Below are 15,423 nucleotides of genomic sequence, written 5' to 3'. Positions count from 1 at the left end.
GATAAGCGTAGCGCCATCCGGCATGGGCAACTTAGTAAACGCGTTTAACTTAAAGAGTGATTTATGGCTGCAACAAAGCCTGCTTTTAACCCACCGGGTAAAAAGGGTGACATGATATTCAGCGCGCTGGTAAAACTGGCTGCGCTGATTGTGCTATTGATGTTGGGTGGCATCATTGTCTCTCTGGTTATCTCCTCCTGGCCAAGCATTCAGAAATTTGGTTTCTCCTTCCTGTGGACTAAAGAATGGGATGCGCCAAATGATATCTACGGTGCATTAGTCCCGATTTACGGTACGCTGGTTACTTCGCTTATCGCACTGCTGATTGCCGTTCCGGTGAGTTTCGGCATTGCTTTGTTCCTGACTGAACTTGCGCCCGGCTGGCTGCGTCGCCCGCTGGGTATCGCTATTGAGCTGCTGGCGGCAATTCCAAGTATCGTGTACGGCATGTGGGGCCTGTTTATCTTTGCTCCGTTGTTTGCGACTTATTTCCAGGAACCGGTCGGTAACATCCTTTCCAACATTCCGTTTGTTGGCGCGTTGTTTGCTGGTCCGGCGTTTGGTATTGGGATTCTGGCTGCGGGCGTGATCCTCGCCATTATGATTATTCCTTACATTGCGGCGGTTATGCGCGATGTGTTCGAACAAACGCCGGTGCTGATGAAAGAGTCAGCCTACGGCATCGGTTGTACCACCTGGGAAGTTATCTGGCGCATCGTCCTCCCGTTCACCAAAAATGGCGTGATCGGCGGCGTGATGTTGGGTCTGGGTCGCGCACTTGGCGAGACCATGGCGGTGACCTTTATCATCGGTAACACCTATCAGCTCGACAGTGCATCGCTGTATATGCCGGGCAACAGTATTACCTCTGCGTTGGCGAATGAATTTGCCGAAGCGGAATCAGGTCTGCACGTTGCCGCGTTGATGGAGTTGGGCCTGATTCTGTTTGTGATCACCTTCATCGTACTGGCTGCGTCTAAGTTCATGATCATGCGCCTTGCGAAGAACGAGGGGGCACGCTAATGGCTACGCTTGAAATGCAAAACACCACTGCGCTTGCGGAATCCCGCCGTAAAATGCAGGCGCGTCGCCGCCTGAAGAACCGTATAGCCCTGACGCTCTCTATGGCGACCATGGCGTTCGGTCTGTTCTGGCTTATCTGGATCCTGATGTCCACGATTACCCGTGGCATCGACGGTATGTCGCTGGCGCTATTCACCGAAATGACGCCGCCGCCGAATACAGCTGGTGGTGGTCTGGCGAACGCTCTGGCCGGTAGCGGACTGTTGATTCTGTGGGCGACCGTGTTTGGTACCCCGCTGGGTATTATGGCGGGCATCTACCTGGCTGAGTACGGACGTAAGTCCTGGCTGGCTGAGGTCATCCGCTTTATCAATGACATCCTGCTTTCTGCACCATCAATCGTGGTGGGTCTGTTCGTTTACACCATTGTGGTAGCAAAAATGGAGCACTTCTCCGGCTGGGCGGGCGTTATCGCGCTGGCGCTACTGCAGGTGCCCATTGTTATTCGTACTACAGAGAACATGCTCAAACTGGTGCCGGACAGCCTGCGTGAAGCTGCCTATGCGCTGGGTACGCCGAAGTGGAAGATGATTTCTGCAATCACTCTGAAGGCGTCTGTCTCGGGCATTATTACAGGTGTCCTGCTGGCTATTGCGCGTATTGCCGGTGAAACGGCTCCGCTGCTGTTTACATCGCTCTCCAATCAGTTCTGGAGCACCGACATGATGCAGCCTATCGCCAACCTGCCGGTCACTATCTTTAAGTTTGCGATGAGCCCGTTTGCTGAGTGGCAGCAACTGGCCTGGGCTGGGGTACTGATTATTACCCTGTGCGTACTGCTGCTGAACATTCTGGCGCGCGTCATTTTCGCGAAGAAGAAACACGGTTAATTTTACGGCGTGGCTGATGTGGCGCCGGATGAGGAATAGATTGAAATGAGTATGGTTGATACTGCCCCGGGTAAGATTCAGGTTCGTGATTTGAACTTCTACTATGGCAAATTCCATGCCCTGAAGAACATCAACCTGGATATTGCTAAAAACCAGGTTACGGCGTTTATCGGGCCGTCAGGCTGTGGTAAATCGACGCTGCTTCGAACGTTCAACAAAATGTTTGAGCTGTACCCGGAACAGCGTGCGGAAGGTGAAATCCTGCTGGATGGCGACAATATTCTCACCAATACCCAGGATATCGCGCTGCTGCGTGCCAAAGTGGGGATGGTATTCCAGAAGCCGACGCCGTTCCCGATGTCCATCTACGACAACATCGCGTTTGGCGTGCGTCTGTTTGAGAAACTCTCTCGTGCGGATATGGACGAGCGTGTGCAGTGGGCATTGACTAAGGCCGCATTGTGGAACGAAACCAAAGATAAATTACACCAGAGTGGGTACTCTCTCTCTGGTGGTCAGCAGCAGCGTCTGTGCATTGCGCGTGGCATCGCCATTCGCCCGGAAGTGCTTCTGCTGGATGAGCCATGTTCAGCGCTCGACCCGATCTCTACCGGGCGTATCGAAGAGCTGATCACCGAGCTGAAAGAGGATTACACCGTTGTTATCGTGACCCACAACATGCAGCAGGCGGCACGTTGTTCCGATCACACGGCATTTATGTACCTGGGCGAGTTGATTGAGTTCAGCAACACGGACGATCTGTTCACCAAGCCCGCGAAGAAACAAACTGAAGACTACATCACCGGTCGTTACGGCTGATTCAGGAGCTTGTTGTGGATAACCTTAACCTAAATAAACATATTTCCGGCCAGTTCAACGCAGAGCTGGAAAGCATCCGTACCCAGGTGATGACCATGGGCGGTATGGTGGAGCAGCAGCTTTCTGATGCGATTACCGCCATGCATAACCAGGACAGCGAGCTGGCGAAGCGCGTCATTGAAGGCGATAAGAACGTCAACATGATGGAAGTGGCGATCGACGAAGCCTGCGTGCGTATTATTGCCAAACGTCAGCCGACCGCCAGCGACCTGCGCCTGGTGATGGCGATTATCAAAACCATCGCTGAGCTGGAGCGTATTGGCGACGTGGCGGACAAAATTTGTCGCACCGCGCTGGAGAAATTCTCGCATCAGCATCAGCCGCTGCTGGTCAGCCTGGAATCACTGGGCCGCCACACTGTGCAGATGCTGCATGACGTGCTGGATGCGTTTGCGCGTATGGATCTGGACGAAGCGGTACGTATTTATCGTGAAGATAAGAAAGTTGACCAGGAATATGAAGGCATCGTGCGTCAGCTGATGACCTATATGATGGAAGACCCGCGTACTATCCCAAGCGTGCTTACCGCGCTGTTTTGCGCCCGTTCCATCGAGCGTATCGGTGACCGTTGCCAGAATATCTGCGAATACATTTTCTACTTCGTGAAGGGACAAGATTTCCGTCATGTAGGTGGTGATGAGCTGGATAAGCTGCTGGCGGGGAAAGATCCGAAAGAGTAATAAAAACGTAGAAAATAGGCCGGATGAGCGTCAGCGCCATCCGGCATTTCAGTTAACGCGTAATATTCCATCCGCGCGCTTTCCACAATTCCGGCAACTGGGCCAAATCGGTAAAAGTCGTCACTTTTGGATGATCGATCGGTTTGTTGTGCGGATCGGCGCAGAAATAGAATACTTCCATTCCCGCCGCAATCCCCGCCTGCGCGCCAGCACTGGAATCATCGACCAGAATGCAGTTCTCAACGTTGACGTCCATCGCTGTTGCCGCATGAAACATCAGGTCCGGATCGGGCTTCCAGCGTTGGATATCGTAACCGCTGAACAATAAATCAGGAAAATGGTGCAACATGCCCAGCTTACCCAGCGAATGCTGCATTTTACTGACCGGACCGTTAGAGACTACGCACATGGGCACTGTCATACTGTCCAGTAGCGCATTAGCGCCAGCGATCACCTCCAGTTCCGTATCGAACAGACGTGCGACCTCAGCGCGGTAAATCGGTTCTAAATCAGCTCTTGCCAGTTCGACACCGTGCTCTTCGTTGATAATGTCGATGATCTCGTACAGCTTTACCCCTTTGAAGCGTTTAAAAATTTCTTCAAGATCGAGCGTAATGCCGAACGCCTGGAACATGCTGACATACGCGCGAGAACAAATCACTTCACTGTCGACAAGGGTACCGTCACAGTCAAAAAATACGGCTTCTATCTGGGACATGTCATTTCCATTTTAACAAGTTTAACGTTTTCGTAATGCATTATTGGGCCACGCAATCGTTGCCGTATAAGCAAAATCAATGAAAAAAGTTGCTCATAACCCAACCCTATTGTCGCATTTTGGTATAGGATAGCGACGAATTTTCCCTCCTTGTTCGGAAATTGATAATGAGTCAACAACACACAACCCAGGCTTCTGGCCAGGGGATGCTGGAACGCGTGTTCAAACTGCGCGAACATGGCACGACGGCACGGACCGAAGTGATCGCCGGTTTAACGACCTTCCTGACGATGGTGTATATCGTTTTTGTTAACCCGCAAATTCTTGGCGTAGCTGGCATGGATACCAGCGCTGTCTTTGTTACCACCTGTCTTATTGCTGCTTTTGGTAGCATCCTGATGGGCCTGTTTGCCAACCTGCCGGTCGCACTTGCGCCTGCTATGGGCCTGAACGCATTCTTTGCTTTCGTGGTCGTCGGCGCGATGGGCCTCTCCTGGCAGATTGGTATGGGCGCTATCTTCTGGGGCGCGGTAGGTTTGCTGCTGCTGACAATTTTCCGCGTACGTTATTGGATGATTGCAAATATCCCGGTTAGCCTGCGCGTGGGGATCACCAGCGGTATTGGTCTGTTCATCGGCATGATGGGGCTGAAAAACGCCGGTGTTATCGTGGCGAACAAAGACACGCTGGTGTCCATCGGCAACCTGACGTCTCACAGCGTGCTGCTCGGTATTCTGGGCTTCTTTATCATCGCGATTCTGGCGTCACGCAACATTCATGCGGCGGTGCTGATCTCCATCATTGTGACCACGTTACTGGGCTGGATGCTGGGCGATGTGCATTACAACGGTATCGTCTCTGCGCCACCGAGCGTGATGTCCGTTATTGGCCATGTCGATCTGGCCGGTTCGTTTAATATTGGCCTGGCGGGGGTGATTTTCTCATTCATGCTGGTCAACCTGTTCGACTCCTCCGGTACGCTGATTGGCGTTACGGATAAAGCCGGTCTGGCGGATGCGAAGGGCAAGTTCCCGCGTATGAAGCAGGCGTTGTATGTAGATAGCGTGTCATCTGTTACCGGCGCGTTTATCGGTACTTCTTCCGTTACCGCGTATATTGAATCTTCTTCCGGGGTTTCTGTCGGCGGACGTACCGGTCTGACAGCCGTGGTCGTTGGCCTGCTGTTCCTGCTGGTTATCTTCCTGTCGCCGCTGGCGGGAATGGTGCCGGGCTATGCCGCGGCCGGTGCGCTGATTTACGTCGGTGTGCTGATGACATCAAGCCTGTCGCGCGTGAAGTGGGATGACCTGACAGAAGCGGTTCCGGCGTTTATTACCGCCGTGATGATGCCGTTTAGCTTCTCGATTACCGAAGGTATCGCGCTGGGCTTTATTTCCTACTGCGTGATGAAAATCGGGACCGGACGTTTGCGCGATCTCAGCCCGTGCGTCATCGTTGTCGCGCTGCTGTTTGTACTGAAGATTGTGTTTATCGACGCGCACTGATCGCTGTTTATTTGGTTTTAGAAAGACAAGCCCGGCAAATCGCCGGGCTTTTTCGTTTACGCTTTCACGCGCTGAATGTAGTCGCCAAATGCGGTCAGTTGACCGGTAAGATGGTCCAGCGTGCTTTGGTCGATGACTTCACCCGTCTGCGGGTCCACCTTGTTCTGAATGACGCCGCCCATAAATTCCGGCTTGTTCATCACCATGGCGTCGAGGAACACCAGGATCTGACGCAGATGGTACTGACAGCGCGCGCCGCCAATAGCGCCCATTGAGCTGGTCTGAATCAGTACCGGCTTGCCAGATAATGGCTGATCGGGCAGGCGGGACAGCCAGTCGATGGCGTTTTTCAGTCCGCCAGGAACAGAATAGTTATATTCCGGTGTCACGATAACAACACCATCAGCTTTCCTGATTTGCTCTGCCAGCGCTTCTACGCTGGCCGGGAAACCTTCTTCCTGCTGGAGGTCGGCATCGTACAGCGGGATATCACCAATCGACGGTAACGCGCTCACTTCCATTCCTGCGGGCGCAATTTTAGGCAGTGTGCGGGCAACCATGCCGTTAAACGAACCTTTGCGCAGACTTCCCAGTAACGTAACAACATTCAATGTTTCAGACATGGTGACTCCTGTTTCATCATGAAGGTTAAATCAGTTAAGCGTATGGCTTTTCGCTGCGCATAATTGAGAGAACCGGATCAGACGACCCGTTGGCTCATTGGCGCGAGTCTGGATATCAGGCAAACTTTTCCAGTCCTGTTTACCATCAAACTCCCAAACCTTGAGTTTTTCAATGGTTGGCGTAACCGCAACCGACCACACCAACACATCTTCCGCATCGCAAATGGCTTCCACCTGCGCAACATGGGCACATTTCAGACGCCCTGCGCCGGGTAAAAGCTGGAGTTCGCGCGGATCGTCATTACACACATCGCCGGTGAGTTTGAGAACGCTCTGGCGCAACGTAATGAGTTGCGCACGCGCTTCGTTAGGGTCGTTTTGGTTATTGATCCACAGATTTTCGTTACTGGAGAAGCGCCAGGTTTGTGTTGAATTCGGATTGTGAAAACCGCGTGTCGCTCGCTGAAGCTCCATATCCAGGCCGCAAACACCTTCTGTTGTCAGTGCAACGCCAACAATATTTCCGGCATAAGAAATCGAAAATCCCGGCAGGTTTTTATCGCGAAAAACGGGCTTACCTTTCGCCTCAGTAACAATCTCAGGCAACGTGCTGGTGCCGTAAAGCATGAACATCAGTTCTGCGAGAAGACTTCGGGAGGCCAGGAAGCGTGTTCGACGGTGAGCGGGTAGATTACTTGCTTCAATGTGATATGGAGTAGGGAGACGAACTGAAACCAGGTGTCCCTCCGTAAGAATCCCTCTGGCAAAATGTGTCGCCATTTTTCGCTCCGTGATTAATGGTCCGTGATTATAACCAGAGTAACATTTACACGGCGTTCAGGCAGGTTTTACGGGTTAAAAAATAAACGGAAACGGGATACATTACGCGACATTTACATTTCTGTTGCCAGAATGGTCATTTAAGCAACACTGTGGCGGCGGATCGTCAGGACATATCGCGATACAGCGCCTTGATCGTTTCTTTCAGCCAGACGATCTTCGGATTATGGCTGTTACGTTTATGCCAAAGGAGGGTGAACGGTACGCGCATTTTCTCTAACTGCGCAGCATCAAATGGCATAGGACGCGCCACTAGCGGAAGCTGGTGGAGTTGGTTATAACGCTGACAATAGACCGGCGCTGTGGCTATCAGCGCATGATCCGGCTGGGCGGCCATAAACAGCGACTGCTCAAAACCTGGCAGGCATAACGCGATATTGCGTGTGCGCCCCATCTCCTGAAGCACATCGTCCAGCGCCCAGGTATCGCTTTGCTCCCAGCTAATACTGATGTGGGGATAGCGCAGAAATGTATCCAGACTCCACTCTTCCTGCAATGCCGGATGATCTTCACGTAGCCAGACGCAAGGGAGATCGGAAAACAACACTTCATGGTCGATCGACAACGGCAGTAGGCTCAGCAGTTCTCGCGAACGCGGATGGCTTTCGCGGCCGGTGAAGCCGATATCCACCTCGCCGCGAATAATCGCATCCAGCGAATCATAGTCCCAGTTGCGTATTTTGATCGTCGCCTGGGGATAACGCTGATAGATCTGCCGGGAGAGGGCGTTAAACATGATCATGACCAACGGCGTTTCGGCCACCAGATCAAACTTCAACCCGCGCGGAGCCTCATGGTGCGGCTTATCCAGCAATTGATTGCTCATCTGCATCCACTCTGCCAGATTCTGCTCCATGCTGACCATTAACGGCGTCGGCGTAAGTCCCAGCGGGGTGTTTACAAACAACGGGTCGTCAAACCAGGTCCGCAGTTTCGACAGCGACTTACTGACCGCCGACGGCGTGACGTTCATCCGTTTGGCGGTTTTGGTAACGCTGCGTTCCTGCATCAATAGTTGCAGGCAGAGCAACAAATTAAGATCGAGACTGCTGAGGGATTTCTTCATGAGTTGGCGCGGACCGGTTGGGGGCAACAGTGATAATCAGCATGATACTCACTATGCTACAGCCAATCAGAATCCCGATCAGCATATTCAGCGCATCAAGGCCGAGGACCGCTGCCAGCCAAATCCATAGTGATGAACCGCAAACCTGCGCAATACCTAACGCCGAGCTGGCAACCCCTGCACGCAGCGAGAACGGTCCCAGCGCCTGACTCATGGCGACACCAAAACCAACCGAGAACCCGGCGCAGATTAAAGTCAGCCCAAACAGCGTTACTGCGTGTGAGGCGGCAAGGGTTAACACTACGCCCGCTGCCAGAAACAACGCTTGTGAAGTCAGCATCAGAACGCGAGGCTTGAATACACTGAGGGCGAACGGCGTCGAGAAAGAGACCGCCATACTGATGCCTGCGGTCATAGCCATCGTCGTGGCGTATTCACCACGGTCGAAGCCCATCACTTCCATCAGCAGCACCGGAGAGGTATTCACGAAGGTCAGGATCACCGACACGCTGAGGGTGGTTATGGCCAGGCGGCTTAAGAAAAAACGGTTCACCAAAGATTCGTTGGTGTGGTTCTTTGGTGTAGACGTCGTGAGGGCCGCTGGGCGCGATTCTCGCAGGATAAATACCGACAGCAGGCATACGACTACACCCATACCCATCATCGTGTAGAACAGGCTTTGCCACGGATACTTGAGCATAATCAGATGCCCCATGACTGGAGCCAGCACCGGTACGATACAGGTGATTCCGTTCAACAGCGACAGCACTTTTGCCCGGCGGCGATCGTCGAGCGTATCGCGCAGAATAGCGAAGGCCACCACATAGCAGCAGCCTGCGCCTACGCCCTGAATAAAGCGGCCGACCAGGAACGGTGTACCGCTCTCGGCAAATGAACACAGCGCAGAGGCGAAAATAAAGATGAGAGCGCCGACTATGGCGACCGGTTTACGTCCTGACTGGTCGGCGACCTTTCCGGCGAAAAGCATCGCCGTCGCCATTCCCGCCAGATAAACCGAAAACGCGATATGCAGTTGCGCCTCGCTGGCCTGTAGATCGGCCGCAATGCGAGGCAGTCCCACCAGATACATATCAATACCGGCGGGATAAAGTAGAACCAGGGCAAAACTACAGATTAGAAAGCGTGTCATAGCGACCTCATAAGGAATGTGGCGCTAAGGATACGGGCAGAGAGTCAACTGCACGAGTTGCCATTTGGACAACAGTATTTTCCTCATGGGAAATTATTGTTGCAGGACGGGAGCGTAAACACCTTATCCAGACTACGGGGCCTGTAGACCCGGTAGGCATCGCGCCACCGGGTAACACACGTTACTTACCGATACAGAAGCTGGAGAAAATCCGTCCCAGCAGATCGTCGGAGGTAAATTCACCGGTAATCTCACTGAGGTTTTGCTGAGCCAGACGTAGCTCCTCTGCCAGCAATTCCCCGGCCCATGCTCCGAGCAGTTGGGCTTTGCCCTGCTCGAGATGCTCCGCCGCTTCTGCCAGCGCCTGTAGGTGACGACGACGCGCCAGGAAGCCGCCTTCCATATTGGTTTCAAAGCCCATGCTCTGCTTGAGATGGTTGCGCAGCACGTCAACGCCTTCCCCGGTACGTGCGGAGAGACGCACCAGTGAGTGGCCATTTACTTTGCTAAGACCCAGCGTTTCACCGGTAATATCCGCTTTGTTACGCACCACGGTAATAGGTAGTTTGGCAGGCAGACGGGCAATAAAGTCGGGCCAGATGTCAGCCGGGTCCACGGCGTCGGTGGTGGTGCCATCAACCATAAACAGTACGCGATCGGCCTGTTCGATTTCCTGCCATGCGCGTTCGATCCCAATTCGTTCCACTTCATCGCTGGCATCGCGCAGACCGGCGGTGTCGATAATGTGCAGCGGCATGCCGTCGATATGGATATGCTCACGCAGTACGTCGCGGGTGGTGCCGGCGATGTCGGTGACAATGGCGGCTTCGCGGCCTGCCAGCGCGTTTAGCAGGCTTGATTTCCCGGCGTTCGGGCGACCAGCAATCACGACCTTCATCCCTTCGCGCAGCAGGCTGCCCTGACGCGCTTCGGCACGTACGGCATCAAGGTCGCTGATAACGCTATTGAGCTGCGCTTCAATCTTGCCGTCAGACAGGAAGTCGATTTCTTCATCCGGGAAATCAATCGCCGCTTCCACGTAGATGCGCAGGTGAGTGAGCGCTTCCACAAGATGATTTACCCGTGCGGAAAAGGCGCCCTGCAACGAGTTCAGCGCCGAGCGAGCCGCTTGCTCCGAGCTGGCATCGATCAGGTCGGCAATCGCCTCGGCCTGGGCTAAATCGAGCTTATCATTGAGAAATGCGCGCTCGGAGAATTCACCGGGTCTGGCAATGCGCAGCCCGGGAATGGTCAGAATACGTTTGAGCAGCAGATCAAGAATCACCGGACCGCCGTGACCCTGCAGCTCTAAAACGTCTTCACCGGTAAAGGAGTTTGGGCCGGGAAACCACAGGGCAATGCCTTGATCCAGCGCGCTGCCATCTGCGTCTTTAAACGGCAGATAATCGGCATAACGCGGTTTTGGCAGTTTGCCCAGCACGGTTTCTGCGACCTCGCGCGCTTTCAGGCCGGAGATACGCAGGATACCCACGCCACCACGTCCCGGAGGGGTGGCCTGAGCGACGATGGTGTCGTTATGGCTCATGATATGTCTCTTTGTGATGCAATAAAAAAGGCGGTCTAATGACCGCCCTTTACGTTATGTTCCGTTTGCCGGATGGCGGTTTCGCCTAATCCGGCCTACACCGAATCAGGAGTTTTTCTTCTCGCGGCTATGCAGCCCACGCTTCTCCAGACCACGGTAAATCAGCTGCTGCTGAATAATGGTTACCAGGTTGCTGACGATATAGTACAGCACCAGACCTGACGGGAACCATAGGAAGAACACGGTGAAGATGACCGGCATAAAGGTCATGATCTTCTGCTGCATCGGGTCGGTCACGGTGGTCGGAGACATCTTCTGAATGAAGAACATCGTCACGCCCATCAGGATCGGCAGGATGTAGTACGGGTCCTGTGCAGACAGGTCATGGATCCACAGCGCGAACGGCGCATGACGCAGTTCAATGGAGCCCATCAGCATGTAGTACAACGCCAGGAAGATTGGCATCTGGATGATCAGCGGGAAGCAGCCGCCCAGCGGGTTAACCTTCTCAGCTTTGTACAGGGCCATCATTTCCTGGCTCTGACGCTGTTTGTCATCGCCCAGACGCTCACGCATAGCCTGAATCTTCGGCTGCAGCATACGCATCTTCGCCATGGAGGTGTACTGCGCTTTGGTCAGCGGGTACATGATGCCACGAACGATAAAGGTGATAACGATGATGGAGAAGCCCCAGTTACCCAGGAAGCTATGGATCCACTTCAGCAGTTTAAACAGCGGCTGAGAGATGAACCACAACCAGCCGTAATCCACGGTCAGATCCAGGTGCGGTGCAACGGCCGCCATTTTGTCCTGAATTTCCGGGCCGACCCACAGGGTGCTGGTCATCGCGCCAGTCTGGCCTGGCTGTACCAGTACCGGCTGAGATTTATAGCCGATAGCGGCAATGCCGTTACCCAGGTTAGCGGTGTAGAAGTTGTTGGTGCCGTCGTTACGCGGAACCCATGCCGTTGCGAAATACTGTTGCAGCATTGCGACCCAACCGTCTTTAGCGTTGACGTTCAGGTTTTCGTTTTCAGCAATGGTGTCGAATTTGTATTTCTCATACTTCTCATCCGGCGTGGAGTACGCCGCGCCACGGAAGGTGTGCAGCGCAAAGTTGCTGCTACCGGTGTCGCGATGAGATGGCAGATTGATGGATTGCTTCAGCTGACCAAAGGTGGAGATTTCCAGCGGTTTCTCGCCGGCGTTCTGCACGCTGTAGTTAACGTTGACAGCATATTCACCACGCTTGAGGACAAACGTTTTAGTGAATGTGTTACCCGCTGCGTCAGTATAGGTCATCGGGATCTGCAGTTCGTTCTGACCGTCTGCCAGTACAAATGCGTCTTTTTCGACGTTGTACAGCGGACGTGGGCCGTTAGCCGGGTTATCCGGGCCGTCACGACCGGTCAGGCCACTCTGTGCCTGGTAGATGAACTGTGGCGTGGTTTCCAGTAACTGGAACGGTTCGGTAGAACCAAGTTCTTTCGGGTAAGCTGGCAGCGAAGCCTGTTCCACATCACCACCACGGGTGTTGATGGTCAGATCAAGCACGTCAGTTTTAACCGTAATCAGTTTCCCCTGGCCACTGGCCGGTACGCCCTGGTCTGCGGCGCTACCCGCTGCGGTGGTCGTTGTCTGCGTGGTCTGTTGGGCCTGAGGTTGCGGGTTTTTATCCTGCTCCCAGGCTTGCCAGATCATGAAAGACACGAACAGCAAAGCGATGACTAAAAGATTGCGTTGCGAATCCATCGTTAGTGTTCTCTGGTATCAAATGGTCCGGGCGGGACGGGATCGTCACCACCAGGGTGTAAAGGGTGGCATTTTAATACGCGTTTCACCGTCAACCAACTGCCTTTTATCACTCCAAACCTGCGCAATGCCTCAATTCCGTAGCTCGAACAGGTTGGAGTGAAACGGCAATGCGGCCCAAGCAGCGGACTGATCAGGCGTTGATAGACCCGAATGAGGGCTATCAGGACCCGCGAGCCAGGCGACAATGGCGACGCCATAATTTTTCCAACGCTTCCGAGAGAGCACGGTTATCGAGGTCAGCAACCCCTTTTTTCGCCACTACCACGAAATCCATTGCGGGAAGTTCGTGCTGACGTAAACGGAAGCTTTCACGCGTCAGACGTTTAATCCGATTGCGTTCATGCGCACGTTTAACATTTTTCTTGGCGACGGTAAGACCGATACGGGGATGCCCCAGCGAATTCAGGCGGCCGAGGATGGTGATTTGCGGCGTGCCAGCCCGTTGTGGCTGCTGGAAGACGAATGTGAAATGAGTGGGAGTTAACAAACGTAACTCCCTGGGAAATGCGAGCTTAACCACTCAGGGGCTAGCTTTTATTACTTAGAAACGGTCAGACGAGAACGGCCTTTAGCACGACGACGTGCCAGAACCTGACGACCATTTTTATTAGCCATACGAGCACGGAAGCCGTGAGAACGGTTGCGCTTCAGTACAGACGGTTGAAAAGTGCGTTTCATGGCGATTTCTACCTAAACTTGAATAAATTCACTGACTTTTGCGTATACCCGAACGAGTTTCGAACGACTTACGCCACAGTGTGGGTGATTAAAGAGGCCGGATTGTAATAATTGTACACTCCGGAGTCAATTCTCTTTCCTTATTTCCCGCTTTTTTCCACAAGGTTTTGTGTGAAAAACAGGCAGCGTTGACGCCGTAAGGCGACCGTTACTCGCTGGGGGTAAGAATTATACGGGCTGGTGGATAAAGCGCAAGGATCGCCCGGGATCTTTATTAGATCGTTTAAGCAGTAAAGCATCTTTACTCATTAATTTTTTCAATATGCGCGCTAAAACCTGCAGCACTTCTCCAGGATCGTTTACACTTAGCCGATTCTGGATCATCCTGTGGATAAATCGGGAAGAATCTGTGAGAAACAGAAGATCTCTTTCTCAGTTTACGCTATGATCCGCGGTCCCGATCGTTTCAATGGATCCTGATCGGGTAAAATTGCAGATAGCAATTCGCACGTCACCCTTTGCATAGGGTCTTGTCGATGTGCGTCAACAATCATGAATGTTTCAGCCTTTGTCATTTATCGACTTTTGTTCGAGTGGAGTCCGCCGTGTCACTTTCGCTTTGGCAGCAGTGTCTTGCCCGATTGCAGGATGAGTTACCAGCCACAGAATTCAGTATGTGGATACGCCCGTTGCAGGCGGAACTGAGCGATAACACGCTGGCTTTGTATGCGCCAAACCGTTTTGTGCTCGATTGGGTAAGGGACAAATACCTTAATAATATTAATGGATTACTAAATAACTTCTGCGGAGCGGATGCCCCACAGCTGCGTTTTGAGGTCGGAACTAAACCCGTCACGCAAACGCTGAAGACGCCGGTGAACAACGTTGTCGCGCCTGCCCATGTGGCGCAACAAGTACAACCGCAACGTGCTGCTCCGGCGGCGCGTCCAGGCTGGGACAACGTCCCGGCTCCGGCAGAACCTACCTATCGCTCTAACGTCAACGTCAAACATACGTTTGATAATTTCGTTGAAGGTAAATCTAACCAACTGGCGCGCGCGGCGGCACGTCAGGTGGCGGACAACCCTGGCGGCGCCTACAATCCGTTATTCCTTTATGGTGGTACGGGTCTGGGTAAAACCCACCTGTTGCATGCTGTCGGTAACGGCATTATGGCGCGTAAACCGAACGCGAAAGTGGTGTATATGCACTCCGAGCGTTTTGTGCAGGACATGGTTAAAGCTCTGCAAAACAATGCGATCGAAGAGTTTAAACGCTACTACCGCTCCGTCGACGCGCTGCTGATCGATGACATCCAGTTCTTTGCCAACAAAGAGCGCTCGCAGGAAGAATTCTTCCACACCTTCAACGCCCTGCTGGAAGGTAATCAGCAGATCATCCTGACGTCGGATCGTTATCCGAAGGAGATCAATGGCGTTGAAGATCGACTGAAATCCCGCTTTGGCTGGGGGCTGACTGTTGCGATCGAACCGCCTGAGTTGGAAACCCGCGTGGCGATCCTGATGAAAAAAGCTGACGAAAACGACATTCGTCTGCCGGGTGAAGTGGCGTTCTTTATTGCCAAGCGTCTACGCTCTAACGTGCGTGAACTGGAAGGCGCACTGAACCGCGTGATCGCCAACGCCAATTTTACCGGCCGGGCGATTACCATCGATTTCGTGCGCGAAGCGCTGCGCGATCTGCTGGCTTTGCAGGAAAAGTTGGTCACCATCGACAATATTCAGAAGACGGTGGCGGAGTATTACAAAATCAAAATTGCGGATCTGCTGTCAAAGCGTCGATCTCGCTCGGTAGCTCGTCCGCGCCAGATGGCGATGGCGCTGGCAAAAGAGCTCACTAACCACAGTCTGCCGGAAATTGGCGACGCGTTTGGTGGGCGTGACCATACTACCGTGCTTCATGCCTGCCGCAAGATTGAGCAGTTGCGTGAAGAAAGCCATGATATTAAAGAAGATTTCTCCAATTTAATCAGAACATTATCTTCGTGAC

Annotated in this window: 16 protein-coding genes; 6 read left to right on the top strand and 10 right to left on the bottom strand. The window is 53.2% G+C overall.

From position 1 onward, the window contains the following. Positions 1-63 precede the first annotated feature (63 nt). From pstC to phoU, 4 genes are read left to right on the top strand one after another with little or no spacing between them, the layout of a single operon-like run. A complete protein-coding gene (gene pstC, locus FDW97_RS15300) occupies positions 64-1,023 on the top strand; it encodes a phosphate ABC transporter permease PstC (RefSeq protein WP_038635761.1) in 960 nt (319 codons plus the stop codon). Next, a complete protein-coding gene (pstA, locus tag FDW97_RS15295) occupies positions 1,023-1,913 on the top strand; it encodes a phosphate ABC transporter permease PstA (RefSeq protein WP_003827037.1) in 891 nt (296 codons plus the stop codon). Before pstC ends, pstA begins: the two co-directional genes overlap by 1 nt. A gap of 45 nt (positions 1,914-1,958) precedes the next feature. Then, positions 1,959-2,732: a phosphate ABC transporter ATP-binding protein PstB gene (gene pstB, locus FDW97_RS15290; RefSeq protein ID WP_003023821.1), complete on the top strand. Its 774-nt coding sequence runs from the start codon at positions 1,959-1,961 to the stop codon at positions 2,730-2,732. A 14-nt stretch (positions 2,733-2,746) separates the two neighbouring features. Further along, entirely contained in the window at positions 2,747-3,472 is a 726-nt protein-coding gene (gene phoU / locus FDW97_RS15285) for a phosphate signaling complex protein PhoU (protein WP_038635754.1), read from the top strand. A gap of 52 nt (positions 3,473-3,524) precedes the next feature. On the opposite strand, the gene yieH is transcribed toward phoU, so the two are convergent. After that, entirely contained in the window at positions 3,525-4,190 is a 666-nt protein-coding gene (gene yieH / locus FDW97_RS15280; RefSeq protein WP_137351261.1) for a 6-phosphogluconate phosphatase, read from the bottom strand. A gap of 167 nt (positions 4,191-4,357) precedes the next feature. On the opposite strand from yieH, the gene adeP reads away from it, so the two are divergent. Beyond that, positions 4,358-5,695, top strand: a complete 1,338-nt coding sequence (gene adeP, locus FDW97_RS15275; protein ID WP_006687753.1) for an adenine permease AdeP — start codon at positions 4,358-4,360, stop codon at positions 5,693-5,695. Between the two features lie 56 nt (positions 5,696-5,751). Here adeP and FDW97_RS15270 read toward each other — a convergent pair whose 3' ends face one another. The 9 genes from FDW97_RS15270 to rpmH form a co-directional block, all read right to left on the bottom strand. Then, entirely contained in the window at positions 5,752-6,318 is a 567-nt protein-coding gene (locus FDW97_RS15270) for an NADPH-dependent FMN reductase (protein ID WP_003023832.1), read from the bottom strand. Between the two features lie 30 nt (positions 6,319-6,348). After that, a complete protein-coding gene (locus tag FDW97_RS15265) occupies positions 6,349-7,098 on the bottom strand; it encodes a 4'-phosphopantetheinyl transferase superfamily protein (RefSeq protein WP_042311427.1) in 750 nt (249 codons plus the stop codon). Between the two features lie 166 nt (positions 7,099-7,264). Continuing rightward, complete coding sequence (gene yidZ / locus FDW97_RS15260) at positions 7,265-8,224, bottom strand: HTH-type transcriptional regulator YidZ (RefSeq protein WP_042311429.1); 960 nt, start codon at positions 8,222-8,224, stop codon at positions 7,265-7,267. Further along, on the bottom strand, positions 8,193-9,374 hold the full coding sequence (locus FDW97_RS15255; RefSeq protein WP_137351260.1) for an MFS transporter: 1,182 nt from the start codon (positions 9,372-9,374) through the stop codon (positions 8,193-8,195). Before FDW97_RS15255 ends, yidZ begins: the two co-directional genes overlap by 32 nt. Before the next feature lie 181 nt (positions 9,375-9,555). Beyond that, complete coding sequence (mnmE, locus tag FDW97_RS15250) at positions 9,556-10,920, bottom strand: tRNA uridine-5-carboxymethylaminomethyl(34) synthesis GTPase MnmE (protein ID WP_137346619.1); 1,365 nt, start codon at positions 10,918-10,920, stop codon at positions 9,556-9,558. A 105-nt stretch (positions 10,921-11,025) separates the two neighbouring features. Next, positions 11,026-12,672 (bottom strand): membrane protein insertase YidC, encoded by a 1,647-nt coding sequence (gene yidC, locus FDW97_RS15245; RefSeq protein WP_006687746.1) that lies wholly within the window; start codon positions 12,670-12,672, stop codon positions 11,026-11,028. A gap of 2 nt (positions 12,673-12,674) precedes the next feature. Further along, entirely contained in the window at positions 12,675-12,932 is a 258-nt protein-coding gene (gene yidD / locus FDW97_RS15240; protein WP_003023846.1) for a membrane protein insertion efficiency factor YidD, read from the bottom strand. Then, a complete protein-coding gene (rnpA, locus tag FDW97_RS15235; protein WP_003844432.1) occupies positions 12,896-13,255 on the bottom strand; it encodes a ribonuclease P protein component in 360 nt (119 codons plus the stop codon). Before rnpA ends, yidD begins: the two co-directional genes overlap by 37 nt. 17 nt (positions 13,256-13,272) lie before the next feature. Beyond that, entirely contained in the window at positions 13,273-13,413 is a 141-nt protein-coding gene (gene rpmH / locus FDW97_RS15230; RefSeq protein ID WP_003023858.1) for a 50S ribosomal protein L34, read from the bottom strand. Between the two features lie 605 nt (positions 13,414-14,018). On the opposite strand from rpmH, the gene dnaA reads away from it, so the two are divergent. After that, positions 14,019-15,422 (top strand): chromosomal replication initiator protein DnaA, encoded by a 1,404-nt coding sequence (gene dnaA / locus FDW97_RS15225; RefSeq protein ID WP_003827078.1) that lies wholly within the window; start codon positions 14,019-14,021, stop codon positions 15,420-15,422. Position 15,423: the final 1 nt, after the last annotated feature.

This window comes from Citrobacter sp. wls708, from assembly GCF_005281255.1.
Classification (GTDB): Bacteria; Pseudomonadota; Gammaproteobacteria; order Enterobacterales; family Enterobacteriaceae; genus Citrobacter; species Citrobacter werkmanii.
The sequence above is the reverse complement of the archived record's forward strand: the minus strand, read 5'-3'. Positions and strand labels throughout refer to the sequence as shown.

What these genes read in the sequence shown, in the direction of transcription:
- yieH (WP_137351261.1), bottom strand. Translation starts at nt 4,190, where the DNA reads ATGTCCCAGATAGAAGCCGTATTTTTTGACTGTGACGGTACCCTTGTC.
- yidZ (WP_042311429.1), bottom strand. Translation starts at nt 8,224, where the DNA reads ATGAAGAAATCCCTCAGCAGTCTCGATCTTAATTTGTTGCTCTGCCTG.
- yidD (WP_003023846.1), bottom strand. Translation starts at nt 12,932, where the DNA reads ATGGCGTCGCCATTGTCGCCTGGCTCGCGGGTCCTGATAGCCCTCATT.
- FDW97_RS15255 (WP_137351260.1), bottom strand. Translation starts at nt 9,374, where the DNA reads ATGACACGCTTTCTAATCTGTAGTTTTGCCCTGGTTCTACTTTATCCC.
- adeP (WP_006687753.1), top strand. Translation starts at nt 4,358, where the DNA reads ATGAGTCAACAACACACAACCCAGGCTTCTGGCCAGGGGATGCTGGAA.
- pstA (WP_003827037.1), top strand. Translation starts at nt 1,023, where the DNA reads ATGGCTACGCTTGAAATGCAAAACACCACTGCGCTTGCGGAATCCCGC.
- mnmE (WP_137346619.1), bottom strand. Translation starts at nt 10,920, where the DNA reads ATGAGCCATAACGACACCATCGTCGCTCAGGCCACCCCTCCGGGACGT.
- pstB (WP_003023821.1), top strand. Translation starts at nt 1,959, where the DNA reads ATGAGTATGGTTGATACTGCCCCGGGTAAGATTCAGGTTCGTGATTTG.
- yidC (WP_006687746.1), bottom strand. Translation starts at nt 12,672, where the DNA reads ATGGATTCGCAACGCAATCTTTTAGTCATCGCTTTGCTGTTCGTGTCT.
- pstC (WP_038635761.1), top strand. Translation starts at nt 64, where the DNA reads ATGGCTGCAACAAAGCCTGCTTTTAACCCACCGGGTAAAAAGGGTGAC.
- FDW97_RS15265 (WP_042311427.1), bottom strand. Translation starts at nt 7,098, where the DNA reads ATGGCGACACATTTTGCCAGAGGGATTCTTACGGAGGGACACCTGGTT.
- FDW97_RS15270 (WP_003023832.1), bottom strand. Translation starts at nt 6,318, where the DNA reads ATGTCTGAAACATTGAATGTTGTTACGTTACTGGGAAGTCTGCGCAAA.
- rpmH (WP_003023858.1), bottom strand. Translation starts at nt 13,413, where the DNA reads ATGAAACGCACTTTTCAACCGTCTGTACTGAAGCGCAACCGTTCTCAC.